The organism is Bradyrhizobium sp. NBAIM08 (assembly GCF_020193935.1).
Lineage (GTDB): Bacteria > Pseudomonadota > Alphaproteobacteria > Rhizobiales > Xanthobacteraceae > Bradyrhizobium > Bradyrhizobium yuanmingense.
Map to the genome: position 1 here is coordinate 154,028 of NZ_JADYVR010000007.1, position 25,287 is coordinate 179,314.

19 protein-coding genes are annotated in these 25,287 nt (G+C 63.7%); 10 read left to right on the top strand and 9 right to left on the bottom strand.

Annotation, left to right across the window (positions count from 1 at the left end; all coding sequences use genetic code 11):
- Positions 1–56: 56 nt before the first annotated feature.
- The 5 genes from I6F37_RS24215 to I6F37_RS24235 form a co-directional block, all read right to left on the bottom strand.
- Positions 57–578: a hypothetical protein gene (locus I6F37_RS24215; protein WP_036021294.1), complete on the bottom strand. Its 522-nt coding sequence runs from the start codon at positions 576–578 to the stop codon at positions 57–59.
- Positions 579–649: 71 nt separating this feature from the next.
- A complete protein-coding gene (locus I6F37_RS24220; RefSeq protein ID WP_109142362.1) occupies positions 650–1,594 on the bottom strand; it encodes an EamA family transporter in 945 nt (314 codons plus the stop codon).
- A 68-nt stretch (positions 1,595–1,662) separates the two neighbouring features.
- Positions 1,663–2,475, bottom strand: a complete 813-nt coding sequence (locus I6F37_RS24225) for an MBL fold metallo-hydrolase (protein WP_225152900.1) — start codon at positions 2,473–2,475, stop codon at positions 1,663–1,665.
- 91 nt (positions 2,476–2,566) lie between these two features.
- Positions 2,567–4,096: a permease gene (locus I6F37_RS24230; protein WP_225152901.1), complete on the bottom strand. Its 1,530-nt coding sequence runs from the start codon at positions 4,094–4,096 to the stop codon at positions 2,567–2,569.
- Complete coding sequence (locus I6F37_RS24235; protein WP_225152903.1) at positions 4,093–4,842, bottom strand: ABC transporter ATP-binding protein; 750 nt, start codon at positions 4,840–4,842, stop codon at positions 4,093–4,095. The genes I6F37_RS24230 and I6F37_RS24235 overlap by 4 nt, the downstream gene beginning before the upstream one ends.
- A 274-nt stretch (positions 4,843–5,116) precedes the next feature.
- Here I6F37_RS24235 and I6F37_RS24240 point away from each other — a divergent pair, with 274 nt between their 5' ends.
- The 6 genes from I6F37_RS24240 (at position 5,117) to I6F37_RS24265 (ending at position 11,911) form a co-directional block, all read left to right on the top strand.
- On the top strand, positions 5,117–5,992 hold the full coding sequence (locus I6F37_RS24240; protein ID WP_036021277.1) for a branched-chain amino acid ABC transporter permease: 876 nt from the start codon (positions 5,117–5,119) through the stop codon (positions 5,990–5,992).
- 5 nt (positions 5,993–5,997) lie between these two features.
- Positions 5,998–7,149 carry a branched-chain amino acid ABC transporter permease gene (locus tag I6F37_RS24245; RefSeq protein WP_225152904.1) on the top strand — a complete coding sequence of 384 codons (1,152 nt, stop codon included), beginning with the start codon at positions 5,998–6,000 and terminating at the stop codon, positions 7,147–7,149.
- Complete coding sequence (locus I6F37_RS24250; protein WP_225152906.1) at positions 7,146–7,904, top strand: ABC transporter ATP-binding protein; 759 nt, start codon at positions 7,146–7,148, stop codon at positions 7,902–7,904. The genes I6F37_RS24245 and I6F37_RS24250 overlap by 4 nt, the downstream gene beginning before the upstream one ends.
- Positions 7,905–7,907: 3 nt before the next feature.
- Positions 7,908–8,696: an ABC transporter ATP-binding protein gene (locus I6F37_RS24255; RefSeq protein WP_225152907.1), complete on the top strand. Its 789-nt coding sequence runs from the start codon at positions 7,908–7,910 to the stop codon at positions 8,694–8,696.
- A 95-nt stretch (positions 8,697–8,791) separates the two neighbouring features.
- Positions 8,792–10,630: a long-chain fatty acid--CoA ligase gene (locus I6F37_RS24260; RefSeq protein WP_225152909.1), complete on the top strand. Its 1,839-nt coding sequence runs from the start codon at positions 8,792–8,794 to the stop codon at positions 10,628–10,630.
- 81 nt (positions 10,631–10,711) lie between these two features.
- The gene (locus I6F37_RS24265) at positions 10,712–11,911 is read left to right on the top strand and encodes an ABC transporter substrate-binding protein (RefSeq protein ID WP_035997612.1); all 1,200 of its coding nucleotides are present in this window, start codon (positions 10,712–10,714) and stop codon (positions 11,909–11,911) included.
- Between the two features lie 158 nt (positions 11,912–12,069).
- Here the strand turns inward: I6F37_RS24265 and I6F37_RS24270 are convergent, their stop codons facing one another.
- Positions 12,070–13,185 (bottom strand): lysozyme inhibitor LprI family protein, encoded by a 1,116-nt coding sequence (locus tag I6F37_RS24270; RefSeq protein ID WP_035997615.1) that lies wholly within the window; start codon positions 13,183–13,185, stop codon positions 12,070–12,072.
- Positions 13,186–13,363: 178 nt separating this feature from the next.
- Positions 13,364–14,095 (bottom strand): transglutaminase-like cysteine peptidase, encoded by a 732-nt coding sequence (locus I6F37_RS24275; RefSeq protein WP_036021290.1) that lies wholly within the window; start codon positions 14,093–14,095, stop codon positions 13,364–13,366.
- A 729-nt stretch (positions 14,096–14,824) separates the two neighbouring features.
- Here I6F37_RS24275 and I6F37_RS24280 point away from each other — a divergent pair.
- The 3 genes from I6F37_RS24280 (at position 14,825) to I6F37_RS24290 (ending at position 23,334) form a co-directional block, all read left to right on the top strand.
- On the top strand, positions 14,825–20,125 hold the full coding sequence (locus I6F37_RS24280) for a VCBS domain-containing protein (protein WP_225152911.1): 5,301 nt from the start codon (positions 14,825–14,827) through the stop codon (positions 20,123–20,125).
- A 142-nt stretch (positions 20,126–20,267) separates the two neighbouring features.
- Positions 20,268–22,499 carry a CHASE2 domain-containing protein gene (locus I6F37_RS24285; RefSeq protein ID WP_225152914.1) on the top strand — a complete coding sequence of 744 codons (2,232 nt, stop codon included), beginning with the start codon at positions 20,268–20,270 and terminating at the stop codon, positions 22,497–22,499.
- 136 nt (positions 22,500–22,635) lie between these two features.
- The gene (locus I6F37_RS24290; RefSeq protein ID WP_035997645.1) at positions 22,636–23,334 is read left to right on the top strand and encodes a nitroreductase; all 699 of its coding nucleotides are present in this window, start codon (positions 22,636–22,638) and stop codon (positions 23,332–23,334) included.
- A gap of 85 nt (positions 23,335–23,419) precedes the next feature.
- Here I6F37_RS24290 and I6F37_RS24295 read toward each other — a convergent pair whose 3' ends face one another.
- Positions 23,420–23,968, bottom strand: coding sequence for a sigma-70 family RNA polymerase sigma factor (locus I6F37_RS24295; protein WP_018316216.1), 549 nt, complete (start codon positions 23,966–23,968; stop codon positions 23,420–23,422).
- Positions 23,968–24,201 carry a NepR family anti-sigma factor gene (locus I6F37_RS24300; protein WP_025032292.1) on the bottom strand — a complete coding sequence of 78 codons (234 nt, stop codon included), beginning with the start codon at positions 24,199–24,201 and terminating at the stop codon, positions 23,968–23,970. The genes I6F37_RS24295 and I6F37_RS24300 overlap by 1 nt, the downstream gene beginning before the upstream one ends.
- A 231-nt stretch (positions 24,202–24,432) precedes the next feature.
- Here I6F37_RS24300 and I6F37_RS24305 point away from each other — a divergent pair, with 231 nt between their 5' ends.
- Positions 24,433–25,239, top strand: a complete 807-nt coding sequence (locus I6F37_RS24305) for a response regulator (protein WP_035997648.1) — start codon at positions 24,433–24,435, stop codon at positions 25,237–25,239.
- Positions 25,240–25,287: the final 48 nt, after the last annotated feature.

Here is a 25,287-nt window from a genome sequence, read left to right on the forward strand (position 1 = left end):
GCAGCAGCGCGCCTTGCGCAACCGCACCCATCATCACGAGCAATGCGGTATGCTCGTCAGCCCGTCCGCCGTCTTGCTCTTACTTCGACCATCAGCCGCCAGTCCACTGCCGTGGCCGGCTTGACCTCCCCACGCCAACGGAAGGAGTCCCCGGTAATCTCAGTAAAGCTCCAGCGCGTCAGCTCGCCGGATTCGGTCGTGCCTTCCTGCACGATGTCCTCGCCGCGGGGACGGCCGATCTGCTGCCGGAACACGCGGCGGCCCGGATCGAACCAGGAAATCCGCCACGCATCCATGGCCGGATCGTAGACGCGCAGCGTGGTGCCGTACCAATTGCCGGCGATCGGAAAGGCTGCGCTGCCCGCTGGCCGGGGAATGATCCAGACGTCCTGCACCGCACGGCCTTCCAGCACCCAGCCGAAATGGATTTCGCCCGGCGCGGTGTGGCTTCTGCCGTCCGGTCCAAAGGCGGTGATCTCGGCGTCCCAGTCGCCGACGAAACGGCCGTAGAGCTGAAGCGCGGCCGCGTGCTCGGGATGCGGTGCGCTGGCGTGAAGAAGTCTCGCAAAGTCGTTCATGTTGCTCTCCTGCTGCGGAGGATTCAGCACGGATGAGCCGCGGGCGACTTGGAGAAAATTGCCGTCGGTCGTCAGGTCTTGCGCAGCGACAGATGTCTCATGGGACGATCGGCCTCCGCCTGCGTCGACCGATTGCTCGAGCTCTCAGCACGCCAGATGGCGACAACGGCGACAATGACGAGACTCGCGCCCACGAGCATCATGCGAGAGAACGGCTCTCCGAGCGCGAGGGTGCCGAGCAGCACCGCGATGACCGGATTGACGAATGTGTAGGTCGAGACCAGGGAGGTCGAGACATTCTCGAGCAGCCAATTGTAGGCGGCGAAGCCGATGACGCTGCCGGAGACGATCAGCCAAAGAGCTGCTGCAACGGACGTCATCGAGACCTCGCTCGGTCTAAAGCTCTCCAGTTCGCCCGTCAGCCAGCTGATCGCGAACAACACGGCGCCCCCGATCGACAGTTGCATGCCAGACAGCGCGATCGCGGATGCTTGATGCGACATGCTGCGCGACAGCACGGTGCCGATCGACCACGACAGCGCCGCCGCGAGCAGCCAGACGATCGGAAGCATGCTGATGCCGGCCTGCTCGGCATTTTGCCATGCCACGAGCCCGACGCCCACGAAGCCGGGGATGAGCGCGAGCAGCGCGATCGGCCGCGGGCGCTGATCGCCCGGAAAGAGCGTGTCCGCCAGAAGGATCCAGAACGGAATCGTGGCGAGCACGATGGCGGCCACGCCGGACGGAACCGATTGTTGTGCGAAGGCGAGAACGCCGTGGCAGCCGACGAAGAAAAGCAGCCCGCAAAGGCCTGCCTGCAACCATGTCCGGCCCGTGGTATTCGCGACATGCCTGCCGCTGAAGGCGAGCAAGATCATGCCGCCGCATAACGATCGAACGGCCATCAGCAGAAACGGCGGTATCGATTGCAAGCCCAGCGTGATGGCGAAATAGGTGGAACCCCACAGGAGATAGATGGCCGCAAACGAGCCGATGACCAGGAACCGTCTGCTCATGATTGCTCCGACTGAGGTGGGTCTTGGAGCAACCAAGTCGTTGACGGGTGATGCGTTCCGATTCTGAGTCAGACCCCGTCGAGGATGATCACCGTCGGCTTCGTCGGCAGCGTATCCCGTGACATCCGGAAGGAGCGCTCGACGCGCCGGTCGATCTCGAACTGCTGGCCGATCCGGCGCATGAAGTCGTCGAGCGGGGTGGCGAAGCGGTGCATCGGCAGTACCACCGAGGCGCGCAGCCGCTTGGTGATCTCGGAGATGCCGTCGAGCGTCATGGTATAAGTGCCGTCGATCGGCACCATCACGATGTCGAGCCGTCCGATCTGGGCGAAATGGCTGTCGTCGAGCTTGTGATGGAGGTGGCCGAGATGGCCGATGCAGAGGCCGGCTGCCTCGAAGATGAAGATGGAATTGCCGTCGCGGATCATGTTGCTGCCGGCATCGTCGCCGTAATAACGGCGGATGTCGGTCGTGACGTTGCGGATGAAGGTGTCGCTGATGCGCTGCGACACGATCGCCGGCTTGCCGTCCTCGCTCCAGCCATGCAGCACGTGGGGAATGCGCTTGTCCGGAAAGAGAGTGTAATGGGTGCTGTGCGCCCGGTTCATGGTGACGACATCGGGCAGTCGCCCGACCTGGTAGGCGCCGCTATAGTCGGTCGCGATGCGCAAGCCGGCGGGCGTGTCGATGAAATAGGTGGAATGGCCGGCATAGGTGATCTCGACCTCGGCCGCAGCTGCAGCCTGCCTGAAGACGACCGGCATGATTCGCGGCGCCGCATTGGCCATCGCCAGGCATTCGCTGCGCAGTGGCTGCTGGGCCAGGGCAGGGGTCAGGAATGCGCCGAACAGCGCGATAGCCGCCAAAACTAGTCGCCGCATGGATCCGTCCCCGATGACTTCACAGCGAAGTCTAGCGTGCAATTCGGAGCATCGCCAATGGGGTGCGATCAACAGCGCGTCAGTGTCGCACCTATTGCTCGCGCTTCGGGCTGAACTTCCAGGTGACCGCGACGAGGCCTGCGGTAATCAGGCCGCTGATGAGGCCGGCCAGGGGAAGGGCGAGCAGCAGTGCGGCGGTGGCGGCCCAGCCGATCGAGGAAAAGGCCTCGGCGAAGGTTGCAAGCCGCGAAGACGTCTGACGGCGCCGGAATTGGCTGCGCCTTGCCTGCACCCGGAACCAGAGCTGGATCGCGGTCGCCGAGGCCGCGCTGATGATGATCGCACCCGCGCTGATTGCGGCCTGGGATGGCGAGGCAAAGGCCAGCGCCGCGAGCAGCGGAGCGAAGATTGCGGCAATCGCGATCAGCACCACCTCGATCTTGGCACGGATGATGCCGGACGGCATCAAGGGCGCGGTCGCGACCAAGTCGGGCGCGTCCTCGCCCGAGATCGTCAGCCAGGCGAGCCCGCCGGCGAGCTGTCCGGCCGCCATCACGATGACGGGTGTGATCAGTGTCAGCGCCGCGGAGCTGTCGGCGAAATTACGCCAGAGCAGCAGCGCCGGCGGCACCAGATAGAGCAGCTGCATCAAGGTCTGCGAGATCAGCCATGGATCGCGCCACAGCAGCATGAATTCCTTGCGACGCAGCGCCTGCTGGCGCGATCCGCCGCGGAACGGGCGCTCCTTGGCACGGACGCGGCCGGACGTGGCGTAGGCCGCCGCATCGATCGCGGTGTCGGCAAAGCGGTGCGAGAAGATCGCCATCACGCCGCCGAGCATGATCAGAGCGAGCGCGAGAAGCAGCGCCAGCGCCTCGCTGTCGCCCATCGCTGCCCGCGCCGGCCACCACCAGATGCTGTCGACGTCGGGGGCGTAGGCGGCAACGCTGCCCGAGGTCAGGATGGTGAAGCGCGACAGCGTGCCGTAGGACATGATCGCGGCGACCTGAAGCGCGATCACGAAACCCGCACCGATGATGGCGGCGAGGATCTGTGCGATCAGGCGCGTCCGCGCCGGGCCGATCAACCGGAACAGGAGAATGGTGACGGCGATCGCGATCGCCGCCGCGGACAGGCCCATCGCAATGACGACGCCGAAGGCCGCCAGCCAGCGCGCGCCGCCGCCGATCACCAGAACGTCGATGAAGGGCGTCGAGAACAGCAGCGCCAGCACGGTGACGGTCAGCGCGATCGCGGCGATGCGGACCGAGAACAGATTGGCCAGCCGCGCCGGCGAGGACATGATCAGGTCGAGATCGGCGCGGGCGTAGAATACCCGCGTCACGGATTCGATCGCCTGCGACAGCATCAAGGTCCAGGCGAGAAAGATCGTCGCCGAAATCACGATCAGAGAGGATTTGTCGAGCGGCAACTGCAGGTCGGCGAAACGGCCGATCACCGCCCAGGCCGGCAGGTGGAGCAGCGCGGCGAAGCACATGAGGCCGATGATTGCGGCGCGCGCCCGTTTGCGCCGCCCGCCCGTCATCATGGCGAGCCATTCGCGCCAGGCGAGCCGCAGCTCGTGGCGGGCAAACCAGGACAGCGCGGTGGCCGAGCTCATGCCGCTTCCTGAAGCGTCACCAGCGCGATGAAGAGGTCTTCCAGGCTGGTGTCGGCATGGCCGTTCTGGTGGCGCAGCTCGGTGAGCGTGCCTTCCGCGACCAGGCGGCCGGAGGCGATCACGCCGATGCGGTCGGCCATGCGCTCGGCGACTTCGAGGATATGCGTGGTCATGATGACAGTGCAGCCGGCGCGGACACGCGCGCTGAGCAGGCCCTTCACATGGCGGGCGGAGACCGCATCGAGCCCCGTCAAGGGTTCATCGAGGATGATGAGGCGGGGATCGTGCACCAGCGCCCCTGCGAGAGCGACCTTCTGGCGCATGCCCTTGGAAAAGCCTTCGCAGCGCTCGTGGCGATGCGCCTCGAGGCCGAGGGAATCGAGCAGTTCCTCGGCGGCCGGTTGCGCGATCGACGGCGCGATGCCCCAGAGGCCGGCGACGAATTCGAGATATTCGAGCGGGGTGAGCTTGTCGTAGATCATGGGCTCGTCGGAGACCCAGGCCATCACCTGTTTGGCGGCGACGGTGTCCTGGAGCGCATCGATGCCGAAGATCGAAACGGCGCCGGCATCGGGCCTGAGCAGGCCCGCAACCATGCGTAAAGTGGTGGTCTTGCCGGCGCCATTGGGGCCGACCAGCGCGTAGAATTCGCCGGCGTGAATGGTGAGATCGAGGCTGTCGACCGCCAGACGGTCAAAACGCTTCGTTAACCCTCGGACTTCCAGGGCCGAGTTGTCCGGCTTCATGACGGCCACACCATCCGGTTTGCATCGCCCGCGACCATGACCCGAAGATGTTTCGGCACCGTGAATCGCACTGCCGCAAATTCCGCCAACCGGATTGGACTAAAGGCAAGGCATCCCGACAAGTCACCGTTTGTTGACAGCGCGCGGGCGTTCAGGCTGAATTGATTCCGGACAAATGGCGCTAACGCGGCGAAACGACTGCGTAGCGACTGGACACAAGATGCGGCAAGGCGGCCTCGAAGAACGCCGGTTGCATCGGGGAGGACGCGCGTCAATGCTGGATTTCGTTCAGCAGCTGGTCAGCGGTGTTGCGCTCGGCTGCGTCTACGGCCTGATCGCGCTCGGCTTCGTGCTCGTCTACAAGGCCACCGAAGTCGTCAATTTCGCCCAGGGCGATCTGATGATGCTGGGCGGTTTCTTCGCCTTCACCTTCATCGGCATGATGGGCCTGAACTACTGGATCGGCTTCGCCGGTGCGGTCGCCGCCATGGCGCTGTTCGGCATGCTGGCCGAGCGCGTGGTGGTGCGGCCGATCCTCGGCTATCCGCAATTCTCCATCATCATGGTCACGATCGGTCTCGGCTATTTCCTGCGTTCGGTCGCCGGCATGATCTGGGGCACCGACGACCTGAAGATCGAGACGCCTTTCAGCCAGGGCGTGCTGCGCATGGGCTCGCTGGTGCTCGCCTACGACAAGCTCTCGGTGATCGCAGCGACGATGATCCTGTGCACCCTGCTGTGGCTGTTCTTCAACAAGACCACGCTCGGCACCGCGATGCGCGCCAGCTCCGAGAACATGCTGGCGGCCTATTACATGGGCATTCCGGTCAAGCGCGTGGTGGCGGTGGTCTGGGCGATCAGCGCGGCGGTCGCGACCTGCGCCGGCGTGCTGCTGGCGCCGATCACCTTCATCCACTCCAATGTCGGCCTCGTGCTCGGCCTGAAGGCGTTTCCCGCCGCCGTGCTCGGCGGTTTCGGCTCGATCCCGGGCGCGGTGGTCGGCGGCGTCCTGATCGGCGTGATCGAGAGCATGGCCGGCTTTTACCTGCCCGAGGGCTGGAAGGACGCCGCGCCTTACATCGTGCTGCTCACCGTGCTGCTGCTGAAGCCCGAGGGCCTGTTCGGCCTCCACGTCCGCAAGAAGGTCTGAACGCCATGCGCTTCCTGTTCAAGACCGACTACGAGGACGACATCAAGCTGTTCCCGCATTCGGGCTACGTCGTCACCTACGGCGTCCTGCTTGCGCTGCTGCTGATCGCGCCCCACGTGCTCTCCAGCTATCTGATGAGCCAGCTCGTCTTCGTCTGCATCTATGCGATCGTCGGCGTGGCGCTGCTGATTCTGACCGGCTTCACCGGCCAAGCCTCGCTTGGGCACGCGGCGTTCCTCGCCATCGGCGCCTACACGGCGGCATACTTGCAGAAATACAACGTGCCGTTCCCCGTCTACTTCCTCGCCGCCGGGCTGTTGACCGGCATCATCGGCGCGATGGTCGGCTTTCCGGCGCTGCGCCTCACGGGCATCTATCTCGTCATCGCCACCATCTCGTTTGCCCTGATCGTGGAGGAGATCCTGGCGCGATGGGAAAGCGTTACCCACGGTAACGAGGGCATGCGGGTCAAGACGCTGTCGCTGCTCGGCGTCGCCGTGCCGCGCGACAGCCCGACCTTCTATTACCTCTGCCTTGCCGTGCTGGTGCTGACCATCGTCGGCACGCTCAATCTACTACGTTCGCCGACGGGCCGCGCCTTCGTCGCGATCCGCGATTCCGAGACGGCGGCGCGCAGCATGGGCGTCAATGTCGCGCTCTACAAGGTGAAGTCGTTCGCGATCTCGGCCGCGATCACCGGCTTTGCCGGCGTCCTGTTCGCGCACAAGCTCTCCTTCATCTCGCCGGAGATGTTCACGCTTCAGCTCTCGATCGAGTTCATCATCGTGATCCTGATCGGCGGCACCTTCAGCCTGCACGGCGCCGTGCTCGGCGCGATCTTCATCGTGATGATCGACCCGTTCCTCACCTATCTCAAGGACGACATGCCCGGCATCATCGCTGGCATTGCCGCGACATTCGGCGCCGGCACGGCGACTGCGGGCAATATCCAGGCGAAGGTCGCGGCCTTCGCCTCGCTCAACGGCCTGAAGGGCGCGATCTACGGCATCATCATCGTGCTGTTCGTGCTGTTCGAGCCGCTCGGGCTCTACGGCCGCTGGCTTAAGATCAAGCTCTTCTTCCAGCTGTTCCCGCTCTACAAGCGCGCCACCTTCAAGCGGCAGAAGATCTACGTGAAGTCGGAGCGCAATCGATGAGCTATTTCCGCGCCGAGAACCTGTCGCTGCATTTCGGCGGCCTCAAGGCGGTCGATGCGGTCTCGTTCGCGGTGGAGAAGGGCGAGATCCTCTCGATCATCGGGCCGAACGGAGCCGGCAAGAGCTCGATCTTCAACCTGATCTCGCGGATCTACCGGCCGACCTCGGGCCGTATCTTCTTCGAGGGCCAGGACATCACCGAGCAGCCGCCCTACGACATCGCCAAGCTCGGCATCGCCCGTACCTTCCAGAACATCGAGCTGTTCGAGAACGCGACCGTGCTGTCGAACCTTCTGGTCGGCCGCCACCGCCATTCGACCACGCAGCTGTGGCAGGAGCTCTTGTTCCTGCCGAGCGTGCGGGCCAACGAAAAGGTTCACCGCCGCCGGGTCGAGCAGGTCATCGAATTCCTCGACCTCGAACCCTATCGCGACAAGCTGATCTCGGGCCTGCCTTACGGCGTGCGCAAGGTGATCGAGCTGGCGCGCGCGCTGTGCTCGGAGCCGAAGCTGATCCTGCTGGACGAGCCGTCCTCGGGTCTCAACGTGGAGGAGACCGGCGATATGTCGTTCTGGATTCGGGACATGAGAACCGAGCTCGGCATCACGGTGCTGATGGTCGAGCACGACATGTCGCTGGTCAACCGGGTCTCCGATCGCGTCATCGCACTGAACTACGGAAGGGTGCTGGCGATGGGCTCGCCCGCTGAAGTGCAGCAGCACCCCGACGTCGTTGCCGCGTATCTGGGAGCCTGATCGATGGATGCCGCTACGCCCCAGGATATCATCCTCAAGCTCTCCAACATCGAGAGCTATTACGGGCCGATCATGGCGATCCGCGGCATCTCGCTGGAGGTGCCGCGCGGGCGCATCGTCACGCTGCTCGGGGCCAACGGGGCCGGCAAGACCACGGTGCTGAAGACCATCTCCGGCATCCTCGATCCGCAGAAGGGCGCGATCGAGTTCATGGGCAAGCCGATCCAGCGCATGGAGGCCGACCGCATCGTGCGGCTCGGCCTCAGCCACGTGCCCGAGGGGCGCGAGGTGTTCCCGTTTCTCACGGTGCGCGAGAACCTGATGATGGGTGCCTATCCGCGCAAGGACCGGGACCGCGTCGCGGAGGACATGGATCGCGTCTACGGCTATTTCCCGCGCCTGAAGGAGCGCATCAACCAGCCGGCGGGCCAGCTCTCCGGCGGCGAGCAGCAGATGCTCGCGATCGGGCGCGCGCTGATGAACCGGCCGACGCTGCTCTTGCTCGACGAGCCATCGCTCGGCCTGTCGCCGCTGCTGGTGAAGGAGATATTCACCATCATCCGCCGGGTCAACGAGGAGCAGGGCATGTCGATCTTGCTGGTCGAGCAGAATGCCAAGGTGGCGCTGGAAACCGCCCATTACGGCTATGTGCTGGAGATCGGCCGTATCGTGATGAACGATACCTGCGACCGCTTGATGCATTCCCAGGACATCCAGGAATTCTACCTTGGCGCCAAGGAAGCCGGCGCGCGCGGCGAGCGGCGCTGGAAAAAGAAGAAGACGTGGCGGTGAGGACGAGCTGGCAGTAAGATGAGCTTGCCCAACGTTGAGCAAAGACCGGCCGGCAAGGCAGGCAGCGGAGGGAAGGCGACAAGGAGGAGAGGTGCATGGCCCGACCGGCGGTGCTGACGGTCGCTGATACGATCGCGAAGAGCTTCTTGCGCGCCGCCGAGACGCGGGGCGACAGGCCGGCGATCCGCGAGAAGAAGTTCGGCATCTGGCAGCCGACGAGCTGGCGAGAATGGCTGGAGATCTCCAAAGAGATCGCCTACGCGCTCCGCGCCGTCGGCTTCATGCCCGGCGAGGTCGCCTCCATCATCGCCAATGCCGTGCCCGAATGGGTTTATGCCGACATGGGCATATTGTGCGCCGGCGGCGTCTCTAGCGGAATCTATCCGACCGATTCTTCGTCCCAGGTCGAGTATCTCGTCAACGACTCCACCACGAAGGTGATCTTCGCCGAGGACGAGGAGCAGCTCGACAAGATTCTCACCTGCCGCGCGCGATGCCCTAGCTTGCAGAAGATCATCGTGTTCGACATGGAAGGCCTCAGCGGCTTCTCGGATGACATGGTGATGTCGCTGGACGAGTTTCGCGCGCTCGGCCGCAACCACATGGTCGGCCGCGAAGCGCTGTGGCAGGAGATGATCGACAGCCGCAGTGCCGGCGATCTCGCGGTCCTCGTCTATACGTCCGGCACGACCGGCCCGCCGAAAGGCGCGATGCACGCCAATCGCAGCGTTACCCACCAGATGCGGCACGCCAACGACTTCATACCTGCGCGAGAGGACGAGAACCGGCTGGTCTTCCTGCCGCTCTGCCACGTCGCAGAGCGTATCGGCGGCTATTACATCTCGGTCGCGCTCGGCTCGGTGATGAATTTTGCCGAGAGCCCGGAAACCGTGCCTGACAATCTGCGCGAGGTGCAGCCGACCGCCTTTCTGGCCGTGCCGCGCGTCTGGGAGAAGTTCTATTCCGCCATCACCATCGCGCTGAAGGATGCAACGCCGCTGCAGCAATGGGTCTATCGCCGCGCCATCGGCATCGGCTACCGCATGGTCGATTGCCGGCTCGAGGGCAGGGCGCCGCCGCTATCGCTGCGCATCGCCAACCGCATCGCCTACCTGGTCGCGTTCCGCAACATCCGCCGCATGATCGGACTCGACCGCTGCCGAATCGCGTTCACCGGCGCAGCCCCGATCGCACCGGAGCTGATCCGCTGGTATCTGGCGCTCGGCATCGACATGCACGAGGTCTACGGTCAGACCGAGAATTGCGGGGTCGCAACCATGATGCCCGCGGACAAGATCAAGCTCGGCTCGGTCGGCACCGCGGTGCCCTGGGGCGAGGTCGCGCTGTCGCCCGCCGGCGAGATCCTGATCAAGGGCGACTTCCTGTTCATGGGCTATCTGAACCAGCCGGAGAAGACCGCAGAGACGATCGATTCCCGCGGCTGGCTGCACACCGGTGACGTCGGCACCATCGACAATGAGGGCTTCGTGCGCATCACCGACCGGATGAAGGACATCATCATCACCTCGGGCGGCAAGAACATCACGCCGTCCGAGATCGAGAACCAGCTCAAGTTCTCGCCCTACATCTCCGACGCGGTCGTGATCGGCGACAAGCGGCCCTATCTCACCTGCCTCGTGATGATCGACCAGGAGAATGTTGAGAAGTTCGCCCAGGATCACGACATCCCCTTCACCAATTATGCCAGCCTGTGCCGGGCGAGGGAGATCCAGGACCTGATCGGGCGCGAGATCGAGCATGTCAACGGCAATTTTGCCCGCGTCGAGACCATCAAGAGGTTCTACCTGATCGAGCGCCAGCTCACGCCCGAGGACGAGGAGCTGACGCCGACCATGAAGCTGAAGCGCGGCTTCGTGAACAAGCGCTACGCCGCCGAGATCGAGGCGATGTATCGCGAGCGTGCGGTGGCGTGACGAGCCGGTCCATTTCGGGAAAGCGAAGGAGCTGTGGCCCCGCCCTTCGTGCAATACGGGCCTTTAGGAGAGGAGACGTCAATGTCGAAATCGTTCAGCGCATTCGGCCTTGCTGTGGGTGCCGTGGTGCTCACCTGTCTGCCGGCCGCAGCGCAAACCAAGGTCACCAACGAGGGCATCTCGGCAACCGAGATCGTCATCGGCACTCACCAGGACCTGTCAGGCCCGATCAAGGGGTGGGGCGTTCCGGTCGCGAACGGCATGAAGATGGCGGCCGAGGAGATCAATGCGGCCGGCGGAATTCACGGCCGCAAGATCCGGCTGGTCGTCGAGGACAGCGGCTACGATCCGAAGAAGGCCGTGCTGGCGTCGCAAAAGCTGATCGAGCGCGACAAGATCTTCGCGATGGTGGGGCCGATGGGATCACCGACGGTGCTCGCCGCGCAAGACATCCTGTTCGATGCCGGTGTCCTGCAGCTGTTCCCGCTGACGGCGGCCGAATTCACCTTCAAGTTCGATCCGGCCAAGCCGCAGGAGCGTCTGAAGTTCAACAATTTGCTGCCTTATGTCGAGAGCACGCGGGCTGCGGTGAAATACATGATCGAGTGGAAGGGCTTCAAGAAGCCCTGCATCATGCATCAGGACGACGAGTACGGTAAGAACGTGCTCGATGGCTTCAATCAGCAGCTCACTGCCATGAAGGCGCAGCCGGCCTCGATCACGAGCTACAAGCGCGGCGCCTCCGATTTCAGCGCGCAGATCGCCAAGATGAAGTCAGATGGCTGCGACCTCGTCGTGCTCGGCACCGTGCTGCGCGAGACCATTGGGGCGATGACCGAAGCCAAGAAGCTCGGCTGGGACGTCACCTTCCTCGGAGCCACCCCCACGAACGTGATGGAGGTTCCTGCGCTGGGCAAGGACGCCGTCGAGGGTCTCTATGCTGCCAGCGGCTTCGAGATTCCTTATGAGGACACCGCCAAGGGCAAGGTGAAGGATTGGCTCGTCAACTACAAGAAGATGTTCAACGCCGACGCCAACACGCAAGCCATCATCGGCTACAATGCCATGATGACGTTTGCGTTCTATGCCAACAAGGCCGGCAAGGATCTCACCGGGCAGAAGATGCTCGATGCGCTCGAGTCGGGCGAGAAATTCCTCGACATCTTCAACTCGCCGCCCACCAAGTTCTCCAAGACCGACCACCTCGCCAACACCATCACCCAGGTGCAGCAGGTCAAGGGCGGCCGCTGGGTGCTGGTGAAGGACAATCTGATGTTCTGATGCTCTTCGCCTCTCCCCGCGCGGGGAGAGGCCGGAATTTGCGCAAGCAAATTCCGGGTGAGGGGGACTCTCCGCGAGTCCGTCTCTCACCGTCTTTGCCGAAGCAGCCCCTCACCCCGACCCTCTCCCCGTAAGAACGGGGAGAGGGAGAAGGGCCCCTACGATCCTCCGCCCGCGGTGCCCGAATTCACCGGGGCGAGCTCGTCTTCCCGGCAGCGCCAGCCGTCGGCGGCTTTGACGAAGGCGAAGGTTCGCTGGACCCTCAGCCGGCGCGTGACGTTGAAGACGTCTGCTGGGCGCGTCTTGTTGCCGGCTCCCTGCTGCGGCCGACCCGTCGTGGCGTCCCAGCAGGTGCCGGTGCAGATGGAGGCGATCCTGCTGCACACGGTGAAGGGAGCGAGCACGGCCATTTCGATTTCGCCCGTGACCTGTGCCTCCTGGTCGGTCACCTGGCTGTCGAGCGCATAGACGCGGTTGATGCGCAGGAAGTTGCCGCAGGAATTGGCCGCATGAATCCGCGCGGCGCAGAAATCGACGGCGTCGGCGTCGGGAATGCGGGCCGCGACCTGCCGGCCGAACACTTTTTTGGGATCGCCCTTCGCGGCGCGGATTTCATCTGTCTTGCGCTTCAAATGGTCGGCGAGACAGTCCTCCGCGGATTCCAGCTCCTGCAGCGGCACGTTCTCCTTGCCGACCAGATTGCATTTGCGGTCGCGCTCGCGCGTCCACCGTCCATATTCGGCGAAGGCAAAGCGTGCCGCAGTCGGGTCCAATTTGCCGATCAGGCCGAGCACCTGGCCGTTGAGCTCGGTTTCGGCAAGCGTCAGCGAGGGGTCTGCGCAGATCACCGCGCCCGCAGCAGTGTTGGCCGCAAGGCAGTCGAAATCCGGATCGCGAACGATCGCGGCGCGCTCCTCGGTAACCTTGAGCAGGCACGCCTTGACCGTCTCGAATTGGTCGGGGCGGATCGCGGTCTGGCCGACGATGCCGCAGCTGAGGTTGCGTTGGCGGACCCAGATCGCATTCTCCTCGATAGCGGGCAGGCGATCCGGCAGGCGGGCGAGCCGCTCCTCGATCGCGATGCTCAGCTTCTCGGCGGCGGCGGCAAGCGCGGCATCACCGCAGAACAATTGGTTGCCGGGGTCGCGAATCGGCTGGCAGTTGTTCCTGGCAAACAGCGGCAGCCTGTCGGCGATCGCGCGGTCGGATTGCGCGGACGCGGGCACCGCCGGCAATGCCAGCAGCGCAAGCACAGACAGCACGATGAATCGCATTCCAAGTCGCCCCCGCACGGAAGGCGCCATGCTAGCGTCTGGTCTTGCGCGGTGAAATGGGTTTGTGGGGACGAGCAGTGGAAGGTCTGTTGCCCGGATGGAGCGCAAGCTTAATCCGGGGCCGGTGCAAGTGGTAAGAGTCTCGGATTTTGCTGCGCTCTATCCAGCTACGAACAAATCAACGTGCCTCGGCGGCCGCCATCGAGACCTGCACCGGCTCGTCGACATATTTCAGCACGGCCGACTGGTGGAGCACGAACAGTGGCTGATAGCTCCGCGTCGCGTCATCCTTGACCATCGCCATGCGGCGATTGTCCAGCATCAGCCATTGCCCGTCGAGCTTTGCCGCGGCAATTGCGTGCGCCTCGCCGGCCCTGACGTCTCGCACCACAACGATGCGGAGGTCCTCAGAGGCAATTCCCGCCAGCCGCAACGCGGCCAGCTTGGCGATGGCATAGTCCTCGCAATCGCCGGTCCCGCGCGCGAAGGTCGAAAGCGGCGAGCTCCAGACGTCGTCGGTGCCATCATTGGCGGCATGGATGGCGAGATTGATGGCGCGGTTGACCTCGCCGAGCCGCGCGCGACCGTCGCGGGCGCGGGCGTGGTCGACTATGGCGAGCAGCTCGAGCGCTGCCGGTGAAGCGCAATTGTCCCGGTCGCCGTCGCACAGCGCGAGCTGCACCATGTCGTCGTCGAGCTTGTCCTTCAGCACGGACCATCTCTGCTGCAGGCTACCGGACGAGATGGCGAAGGCGAACACGCCGAACGGTTCGGCGGATTTGCGCACGAGGACGCCGGCGCCGGGCGACAGCAGCGTGCCGGCGCGAAGCTCGGCGGCCGATCCGAGCAGGATCAAGCCGCACATGACAAGGATTGCGCGCCAGGCGCGCGAGCGAGCAGCGGTCTCCATCTGACATCCCCTTCCCAGGCTTCACGAGATCCCCCTCGATCTCGACGTGCCGGGCTTTGTTGCTTTCGCGGAGATAGTGCGAGACGGGCCGTTTTGTTCTGCTTAACGCGCCCGGCAGGGGTTCCAAAACCGGGTGACAGGCTGAAATGGGCCTACCGAAATTGCGTAAAATTTTACGATTCGCCGGCTAGGGAGGTGTCGCGTTGCCGCGAAATGGAGCCAATTGCAGACACAGGTTGTGGCAGTGCCGAATCTAGGTCCTATGGCTAACAACCCCCATTTCATGGGGTTCTGTTAGATAGGTCACAGATTTAACTCCGTATTTGCCGCAGGATGCTGCGGGAGCTCGCGAAGGAAAGATGATGAAAGTATCTGCTTCGTAACTATACAGCAGGTTACTTTGGATGACTGGAAATGCGTGGAAACAGGCTGAATTCGACATACGAATATTTGAGGAATTACTTTCACTCCTCTGTCGCGGCGCCACGCCGTGGGGCCTCCCGGGGCCAAGTGATGCGAAATCACACAAGCAATAGATGGTATCGCTAAGGACTTGCTAATGCTATGCAAGCTTAGGCGGTCGATACTTACTTAAATTTTAACCCTTTATACGGTGCCCGGTTGAATTACGCTGGCCAATTTGACGGCGCGATTTCTTTGGACGGCCAGGGTTCCCGCTCGCCCGTCGGGGCAAATATCGATTCTTTTACCGCAAAGGCGAACGGTCACGTGCCCGACGGCGCGTTCGTCGTTCCCGACCCCAATCTGATCTTCAACGGCGAGTTCAAGCGTGCCGGGCTCGACCTTGTGCTGTCCCACGACGGTCATGAGTTCGTCGTTCACGATTATTTCAGGGGCGACAAGCGCGCCGCGCTCGCTTCGCCCGACGGCGCCCACCTCAGCGGCGACGTCGTCAACGCCCTCACCGGCCATGTCCAGGTTGCCCAGGCCGCGCCCGGTGCCGGTGCGGGCCAGGTCATCGGTCACGTCACCAAGCTCGTGGGAAGCGCGACCGCGATCCGCAACGGCGTCTCGGTCATCCTGAACAATGGCGACAACGTCGAGAAGGGCGACGTGGTCTCGACCGGGGCCGACTCGACGCTCGGCATCACCTTCATTGACGGCACCGTGTTCGGCCTGTCCTCCAACGCGCGGATGGTGCTGAACGAGATGGTCTACGACCCCAACGGGTCGAACAATTCCTCGCTGCTCAGCCTGGTCGCGGGCACCATCACCTTCGTCGCCGGCGAAACCGCCAAGCGCGGCGACATGAAGGTCGACACGCCGGTCGCCACCATGGGCATCCGCGGCACGGCGGTGCTGACCCAGATCAACTTCGTCGTTCCCGCCGGCGGCGGCGATCCGCAGCCGCAGGCGAGCTTCCAGGTGCTGGTCGAGCCGAACGGCACGACCGGCTCCTACATCCTGTTCGACAAGGTCACGCTGCTGCCGATCGCGACGGTCAACCAGGCCGGCCAGATGATCCAGATCAGCGGCGGCAACGTCTCGATCACCAATGCACTGATGTCGCCGGAGGTGCAGAAGCTGATCACGGACGTGTTCACGCTGAAGTTTACCGACAACAACACCAACACCAAGCTGACCACGAACTACACCGATACGATCACGCCGTTCGGCTATGAGGTGTTGCTCAAATCGTCGTCCGGCCCTAGCGCCACCGCAACATTCGTCAATCTCAATCCGCAGGGATCGGAGACGCCCACCACCTCCACGCCGCTCATCGTACGCATTCCCGGCCAGCCGATCGCGCAGAGCTTCGACGCGAGCGGCAACGTGAAGACGGCGTTCGCGTTGACGGAGCGTGCGGACACGACCGGCGACACGCGCGCCGACACGATTTCCGGCGTGATCAGATTCGTCGATCAGAACCTCGGCGACCGGCCGACGGTGAGCATCAGCCTCGCCGAGGCGCCGAACTACGTCTACAAAACTGCGGGCCAGAACGACGTCACCGGCTCCCTCTCGGAGCTCCAGAAGCAGGGCATCGCGGCGACGCAGATCCAGATCAGCGTCGTCCCCGACCCCGCCAACAACAACAACGGCTCGGCGGTCTGGACCTACACGATCCCCGACCACGTTTTCGACTTCCTCGCGGCCGGCGAAACCCTGACGCTGACCTACATGGTCCGCGTCGACACCAATTTCACGGTGAACCCCGAGTCCAGGTTCATCCCGATCACCATCACGATCACGGGAACGAACGACAAGCCTACCGTTGCGACGTCAGGCGGCACCGTCGTCGAACAGGTCGGGACCGGCAACGAGGCGCTGGACATCATCACGGGCACGGTCACCTTCACCGACGTCGATCTGACGGACCGGCCGATCGTGAGCGCGGCGCTCTCATCCGTCGAGCCGTTCAAATATCTCGATGCCGAAGGCAACGATATCACTGCGTCCCTGACGCCGGAGCAACTCGCGGCGATCGCTGCCGTCAAAGTGCCGCTGACCGTGGTTCAGGGTGCCGGAAACAGCAACAACGGCACGGCCACCTGGACCTACAGCGTTCCCGACCATCTCTTCGACTTCCTGGCCGAGGACGAGAAGCTGATCCTCAACTACGTGGTGCAGGTCGATGACGGGCACGGCGGCGTCGTCAGCACGCCGATCACCGTGTCCATCGACGGTGCGGACGTCAATGTCGAGGGCACCAACGACGTGCCGACGATCGTCGAGGACTCGACGACGCCCACCGGAGAAGTGACAGAGGATACGGCGGCAACCCTGACGGCGAACGGCACCGTCGCCTTCAACGACCCCGATCTCACGGATACGCACACTGCCAGTTACGTCCTGAAGTCGACGACGTCGAACGCGCATCTGCCCGGCTTCGGCAACGGCACCTCGCATATCGGGAACTTCGCGCTGACCGCGGTGAGCGAGAGTCCGGGTGTCAGCACGCGCGGATCAGTGGGCTGGACCTTCACGCTCAACGACAACGATCCGGTGCTGCAGTCGCTGGCCGAAGGCCAGACCATCACCCAAGTCTACACCGTGACCGTCGACGACCATCACGGTGGCACCGTCACCCGGGACGTCACGGTCACCATCACCGGCACCAATGACACGCCGACCATCACGAGTGATGCAGACGCTGCAAAGGGCAGCGTCACCGAGGATGCCTGCGCGACGCTGTCGATCGAGGGCACGCTCGCGATTCAGGATCTCGATCTGATCGACACCCACACCGCGCAGGCCGCATTCAAGTCGGCGACGTCGAACGCGCATCTGCCGGGCTTCGATGGTAATGCGCCGCTCGGCACCTTCACGATCGATTGCGAGGTCGCGGAGTTCAACACCGATACCGACAACAGCGCGACGCTGGGCTGGCACTTCAGCCTCGACAACGACAATGCGGTGCTGCAATCGCTGGCGCATGGCCAGACCATCACCCAGGTCTACACCGTCACCTTTACTGACGATCACGGTGCGCAGGTCTCCCAGGACGTCACTGTCACGATCAACGGCGCCAACGACGCGCCGACGATCACGAGCGATCCCGAGGCGGCAACGGGTGCGGTTACCGAGGATGACGGCGCCTCGCTGACGACCAGCGGTACGCTGGCGATCCAGGACGTTGACCTGATCGACACCCATACGGCGCAGGTGCAGTTCAAGTCATCGTCCGTCAGTTCGGCTCTGCCGGGATTCGAGGACGACAGCACGAATATCGGCACCTTCTCCATCGGCGCGGTGTCCGAATCCAACGCCGACACCAGCACCGGCGCGACGCTCGACTGGCACTTCACGCTCGACAACAACGATCCCGTGCTGCAGTCGCTGGCGGAAGGGCAGACCATAACTCAGGTCTACACCGTCACCTTCAAGGACAATCACAACGCGACTGTCACGCAAGACGTCACTGTCACCATCACCGGCACCAACGATGCGCCGACCGTCTCCTATGTGACGTCGGACTACATGAACTTCGACGGTGCGACCATCGCGGTCGGCGACGTACCGACGGTCGCCACCGACGACGTGACACTGGACGGCTGGGTGAACTGGAACGGAGACGCTGCCTCCGCCAGCCAGGTCTTGTTCTACAATGGCAATACCTCGACCACCGGTTTCGGCCTCATGGGCACTGTCATCAGCGGCAAGCTGGAGATCGCGATTCTCGAGGGCGGCGTCGAGATCCAGGATACCGGCTTCGCGCTTACTGCGGGGCAATGGCATAACCTCGCCTTGACGCGTGACGACGGCATCTTCACGCTTTATGTCGATGGCAACGCCGTCTATTCCCACAGTGGCGGCGTCAACGCGATCGCTGGCGCTCAGGAGCCGTCCTACATGATGATCGGAGCGGCGAGCGGCAGGTACGCTCCGGGCTTCGGTACGCAAGGCTTCACCGGCTCGATCGCCGATGTCAGCGTCTGGACCACCGCACTCACGCAGGCGCAAATCCAGTCGTACGACTTCACCGCGCTCACCGGCAACGAGGCCAATCTGGCCGCCTATTATACGCTTGGCGACGGCAGCGGGAGCACGGCCTCCAACACGGTCAACCCAACCAAGAGCCTCGCCATTGAAGGTGATGCGGATTGGGCCAGCGGGACCTCCGGGCCGGGCGGCGCATTTGCCGATCTGACGGAGACCAATGGCGGCCAGCTCTCGCATGGCGTGCTGGCGGTCTCCGACGTCGACGCGACCGATCACGTCACGGTATCGGTCGATGCGGTGCAGGTTAAGCTCGACAACGTGTTGCAAACGGGCAGCGTCGGCGGGCTGTCGCATGCCGATCTCCTGAACTATCTGACCGTGCCGTCCGGCGACATTCTCAACGGCACGGCGACCCACGCCCAGTTTACCTGGCAATTCAACTCGGCCGGCGAGGCCTTCGACTTCCTCGCCGCCGGTCAGACGCTATCGCTGCAATACACCATCGTTCCGTCGGATGCTCAGGGCTTTGGAACTAGCGCGGTCGTGACCATCAACATCACCGGCACGAACGACGCACCGACGCTGTCCGATCTCCACATCGGCCCGCTCACGGACACCGCTGACGACGACACCTTCTCCAATCTCACCGGGCAACTGGCGGGGACCGACGCCGACAGCGGTGAGACGGCGACGCTGACCTATGCCGTCCTCGATTCAGATCACCAGGCGGCCACGACGGTCGCGGGACTCTACGGCTCGCTGACGGTCAATTCCAACGGCAGCTATAGCTACGTTCCGAATGATGCTGCGATCAATGCGTTGGCGGACGGATCGTATGTCGATACGTTCACGGTCCAGACCACGGATATCCATGGTGCGACCGACACGGCAACGCTCAAGGTGAACGTGACCGGTGCGGACGACGGTGCGGGCCCGGTCATCAACACCGAGAGCTTCCAGGTCGAGCACATCACCGAGAACAGCAACGAGATCATTACCGACCTCGTCGTCATGGACGCCGATCCCGGCGCTGCGACGGACACTTTCACGGTCACGCTGTCGACCGCGAATCCGGACGTCAGCCTCGCAAGTGTTTATCCGACGACCGGCACGCTCGAGCAGATCAACACCGCCCTCGCGCAAGGCGCGGGCATCGTCTACGAGCCGACCGGCGCTGATCCCGAGGCGGGACTGCCAGCCACCGATCAGATCACGCTGACCGTTGCCGATTCGGCGGGCCGCTCGGACACGGTGAACTTCATCTTCGTCGAAGGAGCCGAGAGCCAGGGCATGACCCTGCAAGGTACCGCCGGCAAGGACGTCATTTTCGCGACCGAGTCGAGTGATACGCTGATCGGCGGCAGTGCCAAGGATCAGTTCGTATTCGCACCGGCCTCGTCGCAGGATTCGGTTCAGCACACCGTGAATGATTTCGAGTACGGCCTCGACAAGCTCGACCTGCGGCAGTTCAGCGGCATCAGCTCCTTGAACGACCTTGCCCCGACCGCCGCGCAGGATGGCGGCACGTTGCTTACGCTGGATAGCCACGAGACGATCCTGCTCAAGGGTGTCGCCGTCGCGAATCTCCAGTCCAGCGATTTCATCTTCGGCACTCACGTCGGCTAGTGGAAGCAGGCGGCGCTTCCGGTTTGCACCTCGACCGCGGCAAAAAATCCATAATCCTCAGCACTCGGGGAATAGCCAATCGCACGCCGACGCTTCATGATCGGTGCGCCCGGCATGATCTGGGTCAGGAAGTCTGACTGGCATGAAGCGTTTCAAAATCCTGCGGCGGTGGTTTGCGCGGAAGTTCGGCCTTGCGCGACTGATCTGCCTTGCGCTGCTGGTCTTGTTCGCGGGCGCGCGCCTGTGGGATCCGCCGCCGATCCAGGAATTGCGGCTGCGCACCTTCGACATGTTTCAATTGATCGATCCGCGCGAGAAGGCGGCGCGGCCGGTCGTCATCGTCGATATCGACGACAAGAGCCTCACCAGACTCGGACAGTGGCCGTGGCCGCGCACGCGCATCGCCGACATGGTCCAGAACCTCACCAACCACGGCGCGGTGGCGATCGGCTTCGACATGGTCTTCTCCGAAGCCGACCGGCTCAACCCGGATCAGGTCGCGAGCCAGATGCGCTATCTGGACGACGCGACCCGCGCCAAGCTGCGTGAGCTGCCGAGCAACGATCAGATCCTCGCCGACGCGATCAAGCGCTCGCACGTCGTGCTGGGCGAGACCGGGCTTCCGGAGGTCTTGTCCGAGCTCGACAAGTCGCTGCCGTTCACGGGGGTTGCAACGGTGGGGGAGGACGGGGCCGAGCGTTTCCTGTTCGAATTCCCCGGCTTGCTCCGCAACGTGCCGGTCATCGAGAGGGCCGCGGCCGGCCGCGGCCTGTTCTCGATCCGGACCGAGCGTGACGGATTGATCCGCCGCGTGCCGATGATCATGCGCGCCCAGGGCAACATCATGCCCTCGCTCAGCCTCGAGATCCTGCGCGTCGTCACGGGCACGCCGACCCTGCTGGTCCGTACCGACAAGACGGGCATCAAGTCGATCCGCCTCAAGGGTTTGGAGGTTCCGACCGACAAGAACGGTCAGCTCTGGGTGCACTATGCCCGCCGGGATCCTTCGATCTACGTCTCCGCGGTCGACGTGCTCGACAATGCGGTGCCGCCCACGAGGTTTGCCGGCAAGCTGGTGCTGGTCGGCACTTCCGCGGGCGGCTTGAACGACATCAAGACCACGCCGGTGTCCCGGGCCATGCCGGGTGTCGAGATCCATGCCCAGGTGCTGGAGGGCGTGCTGAGCCGCGCGGTGATCTCGCAGCCGAACTATGCGCTGGGCGTCGAGCTGATCGCGGCGCTGATCATCGGCCTGCTCGTCATCATCTTCACGCCGAATCTCGGCCCCGTCCGCCTCGTGCTGGTGGGCGCGGCCTTCGCGGCCATCCTGATCGGCGTGTCCTGGTTCTCCTACACGCAGCACCGCTATCTCATCGACTTCACCTATCCGCTGCTGTCGACGACCGCAGTCTACCTGACGCTGATCTTTGCGAGCTTCGTGCGCGAGCAGCGCCAGCGCGTGCAGATCCGCGGGCAATTCGCGCAATATATGTCGCCTGTGCTGGTCGAGCAGCTGGCGCAGTCGCCGGAAAAGCTCGTGCTCGGCGGCGAGGAACGCGAGATGACGATCATGTTCTCCGACGTGCGCGGCTTCACCACGATCTCCGAGAGCTACAAGCACGATCCGCAGGGGTTGATCGAGCTGATGAACCGCTTCCTGACGCCGCTGACCGACGTCATCATCGACCGCAAGGGCTATATCGACAAGTACATGGGCGACGCCATCATGGCGTTCTGGAACGCGCCGCTCGACGACGCCGAGCACGAGATCAACGCCTGCGAAGCCGCGATCCAGATGCTCGAGCAGATCGACGAGGTCAACAAGGAGCGCGAGCAGGAGGCCGCCGACGGCGGCCACGTCTATATCCCGCTCAATGTCGGCATCGGTCTCAACACCGGCATCGGCGTGGTCGGCAACATGGGGTCCGACCTGAAGAAGAACTATTCGGTGCTCGGCGACAGCGTGAACCTGGCCTCGCGCCTCGAGGGCCAGTCGAAGGCATACGGATTTCCGATCATCGTGGGCTCGCGCACGGCACTCGCCGCCAAGGAGAAATTCGCGATCCTCGAGCTCGACTTCATCATGGTTAAGGGCAAGACCGAGCCGGAAGTGATCTACGCCATCGCCGGCCGCGAGGACGTGATGCATTCGGCCGCGTTCCAGCGCCTGCGCAACATCACCATCGAGATGCTCGGCTGCTACCGCAGCCGCGACTGGCAGGGCGCCCTGGATGCCATCGAGCGCGGCCGCAAGAGCGAGGACGCCGACACGCTGGAGAAGCTGTTCAGGCTTTACGAGGCGCGGATCAAGGATTTCCAGATCGATCCGCCGCCGGAGGGCTGGACCGGCGCCTATGCCCTGCTGACCAAGTAGTCGTCACGGTCACCGCTCGTGCAGGGTGGGCAAAACATTGCATGCCTACCATATGCAGGTGCATCGAGGTAAGTATGGTGGTGGGACGGCGCTTGGCGCCTCTGCCCAACCAAAAGAAAAAAGGGCGAGCTGAGTGATGGACGCACAAGTGAGACAGAACGACCGCATCGGGGTGCTCGAAGAGCTCCTCAACGAGCGCTACTCCGTTCGCGCATTTCTCCCCAAGGAGGTCGATCGCGCCACCATCGAGCATGTGCTGGCGACCGCGCAGCGCACGGCGTCCTGGTGCAACAGCCAGCCCTGGCAGGTCATCATCGCCAGCGGCGAGGCCAAGGAGCGCTTTCGCAAGGCGATCTACGCGGAGGCCTCGAAAGGCCTCGGCGATGACTACGACTTCACGCCACCGCGCGAATATGTCGGGGTCTATCTCGATCGCCGCCGCGAGAGCGGCTTCCAGCTCTACAACACGCTCGGCATCGCCCGCGGCGACAAGGCGGCCTATGCCAAGCAGGCGCTGGAGAACTACAATTTCTTCGGCGCACCGCATGTCGCCATCATCCACACCAACGAGCCGCTCGGCATCTACGGTGCGATCGATTGCGGCGCCTATGTCTCCAACTTCGTGCTGGCGGCGCAGGCGCTCGGGCTCGGCACCATTCCGCAGGCCGCGCTGGCGCGGCATTCCGGCCTGATCCGCCGCCACTTCGATCTGCCCGATGACCGCCGTGTCGTCTGCGGCATCTCGTTCGGCTATGCGGACCATGCGCACAAGGTCAACAGCTACCGCACCTCGCGGGCGAGCGTGGCCGAGACCGCAACATTCGTGGATGTGTGATCGCGACGTGAGCCGGACGCATCGCGCGAAGACAGCCGTGGAAGCGGCCGTCTTCGTCTCGTTCCGGTGCGATTGACGGCGGCGGTCAGCCGCCGCTGCCGCCGATCACGGCCCGCACGGTCTCGTCAGGCCCAAAATCCTCGGCGCCGTCGACATAGAGCAGCGCGGCGAGCTTCGAGCGGGCGCGGTTCACGCGGCTCTTGATGGTGCCGACTGCGCAGCCGCAGATCGAGGCCGCGTCCTCATAGGAGAAGCCGGACGCGCCGACCAGGATCAAGGCTTCACGCTGATCCTGCGGAAGCTTGTCGAGCGCGGTGCGAAACTCCTCGAACTCGAGGTGCGCATTCTGCGAGGGCTGGGTCTTCAGCGTCTTGGCGTAATTGCCCTCGGCATCTTCGACCTCGCGCCGCCGCTTGCGATAGTCCGACCGGAACAAATTGCGCAGGATCGTGAATAGCCAGGCCGGCAGGTTGGAGCCGGGCTGGAACGAGTCGATGTTGGCGAGCGCACGCAGCAGCGTCTCCTGGACCAAATCGTCGGCGCGGTCCGCATTGCCGCTGAGCGAGATGGCGAAGGCGCGCAGACTGGGCACGGCCGCCAAGATGTCGTTACGCAGGGAGTCCGTGAGAGGCATTAATCCCTCCCATTGTTGTTGTCGTTGGATCCGCCCTCATTTTCTACGTGGGGTGACGCTCCCGGCGCATCAAGCTTCTTGATCAGTTCTGCGAACCGATCCGGAACCCCCTGTCGCACGACATCGTCGTACATGGCGCGCAACTGGTGCCCGATCCGGGATTGAATCTCCGGAGTCAGGCCTCCCTTGCCGGGGGTCGTGCTTCTGCTGGCTTGAGACTTGAGATCTTTCATGACCTGTTCCACGTTTCCCCGAGTTAAGTGACTGTAAAATCGAGAAGTTTTCTCAACCGGGAGCCGTTCCCTGGATAGGCACAATTCCAGCTGCGCCAAAAAGTTCCCAGCTTGGCGGAACTTTTGTTGTCGTGAGGCGTAGACAGCCCAGCAGGGGAACCTGGGCCCCCCGCGTGATGCCTGACCTCAGGATTGGACCTCAAGGTTGGCCCGAAGACGAATGGAGTGGGGATGTCCCGTTCACAGGTAGTTGCTGAACACTTGCCGTTGTTGCGCAGGTACGCGCGGGCTCTGACAGGCAGCCAGGCCTCCGGTGACGCCTATGTCGCCGCCATGTTGGAAGCCATGCTGGGCGATCCGTCGGTGCTCGACGAGAACCATGGGCCCCGGGCCGGCCTGTTCCGGCTCTTCACCCAGATCTGGAATTCAGTCTCGATCAACGACGATGCCGAGGTGACGACCTTGCCGATGCCGCCGGAACGGCGGCTGTCGAACATCACCCCGCTGCCGCGCCAAGCCTTCCTGCTGCTCTCGCTCGAGGGCTTTTCGGAAGAGGAAGTCGCCTTCATTCTCGGCACCGATGTTGCCGAGACGCGCCGTCTTGCGGACGCAGCCGGACGCGAGATGGCCGCCGAGATCGCCACCGACGTGCTGATCATCGAGGACGAGACCTTCATCGCCATGGACCTCGAGAGCCTGGTGAAGAATCTCGGCCACAACGTCGTCGGCGTCGCGCGCACCCATGCCGATGCGGTGGCGCTGGCCAAGAACAAGCGGCCCGGCCTGATCCTTGCCGATATCCAGCTTGCCGACGGCTCGTCCGGCCTGGACGCCGTCAACGAGCTCCTGCGCACCTTCGAGGTGCCGGTGGTGTTCATCACCGCCTATCCGGAGCGCTTCCTCACCGGCGAGCGTCCCGAGCCGGCGTTCCTGATCTCAAAGCCGTTCCAGCCCGCGATGGTATCGGCGGTGGCGAGCCAGGCCCTGTTCTTCCAGCGCAACTCGCGCAATCGCACGCCCAAAGCGCCTGCGGCGTAACAAGGCGCCTGCGGCCGTCCCAATAGCGAAGTCCGGCGTGCCCAAGGC

Coding starts and splice junctions, on each gene's coding strand:
- I6F37_RS24275 (WP_036021290.1), bottom strand. CDS start 14,095: ATGGAGACCGCTGCTCGCTCGCGCGCCTGGCGCGCAATCCTTGTCATG.
- I6F37_RS24255 (WP_225152907.1), top strand. CDS start 7,908: ATGGATGCCGCTACGCCCCAGGATATCATCCTCAAGCTCTCCAACATC.
- I6F37_RS24265 (WP_035997612.1), top strand. CDS start 10,712: ATGTCGAAATCGTTCAGCGCATTCGGCCTTGCTGTGGGTGCCGTGGTG.
- I6F37_RS24215 (WP_036021294.1), bottom strand. CDS start 578: ATGAACGACTTTGCGAGACTTCTTCACGCCAGCGCACCGCATCCCGAG.
- I6F37_RS24290 (WP_035997645.1), top strand. CDS start 22,636: ATGGACGCACAAGTGAGACAGAACGACCGCATCGGGGTGCTCGAAGAG.
- I6F37_RS24305 (WP_035997648.1), top strand. CDS start 24,433: ATGTCCCGTTCACAGGTAGTTGCTGAACACTTGCCGTTGTTGCGCAGG.
- I6F37_RS24295 (WP_018316216.1), bottom strand. CDS start 23,968: ATGCCTCTCACGGACTCCCTGCGTAACGACATCTTGGCGGCCGTGCCC.
- I6F37_RS24260 (WP_225152909.1), top strand. CDS start 8,792: ATGGCCCGACCGGCGGTGCTGACGGTCGCTGATACGATCGCGAAGAGC.
- I6F37_RS24240 (WP_036021277.1), top strand. CDS start 5,117: ATGCTGGATTTCGTTCAGCAGCTGGTCAGCGGTGTTGCGCTCGGCTGC.
- I6F37_RS24270 (WP_035997615.1), bottom strand. CDS start 13,185: ATGCGATTCATCGTGCTGTCTGTGCTTGCGCTGCTGGCATTGCCGGCG.
- I6F37_RS24300 (WP_025032292.1), bottom strand. CDS start 24,201: ATGAAAGATCTCAAGTCTCAAGCCAGCAGAAGCACGACCCCCGGCAAG.
- I6F37_RS24235 (WP_225152903.1), bottom strand. CDS start 4,842: ATGAAGCCGGACAACTCGGCCCTGGAAGTCCGAGGGTTAACGAAGCGT.
- I6F37_RS24225 (WP_225152900.1), bottom strand. CDS start 2,475: ATGCGGCGACTAGTTTTGGCGGCTATCGCGCTGTTCGGCGCATTCCTG.
- I6F37_RS24245 (WP_225152904.1), top strand. CDS start 5,998: ATGCGCTTCCTGTTCAAGACCGACTACGAGGACGACATCAAGCTGTTC.
- I6F37_RS24230 (WP_225152901.1), bottom strand. CDS start 4,096: ATGAGCTCGGCCACCGCGCTGTCCTGGTTTGCCCGCCACGAGCTGCGG.
- I6F37_RS24220 (WP_109142362.1), bottom strand. CDS start 1,594: ATGAGCAGACGGTTCCTGGTCATCGGCTCGTTTGCGGCCATCTATCTC.
- I6F37_RS24250 (WP_225152906.1), top strand. CDS start 7,146: ATGAGCTATTTCCGCGCCGAGAACCTGTCGCTGCATTTCGGCGGCCTC.
- I6F37_RS24285 (WP_225152914.1), top strand. CDS start 20,268: ATGAAGCGTTTCAAAATCCTGCGGCGGTGGTTTGCGCGGAAGTTCGGC.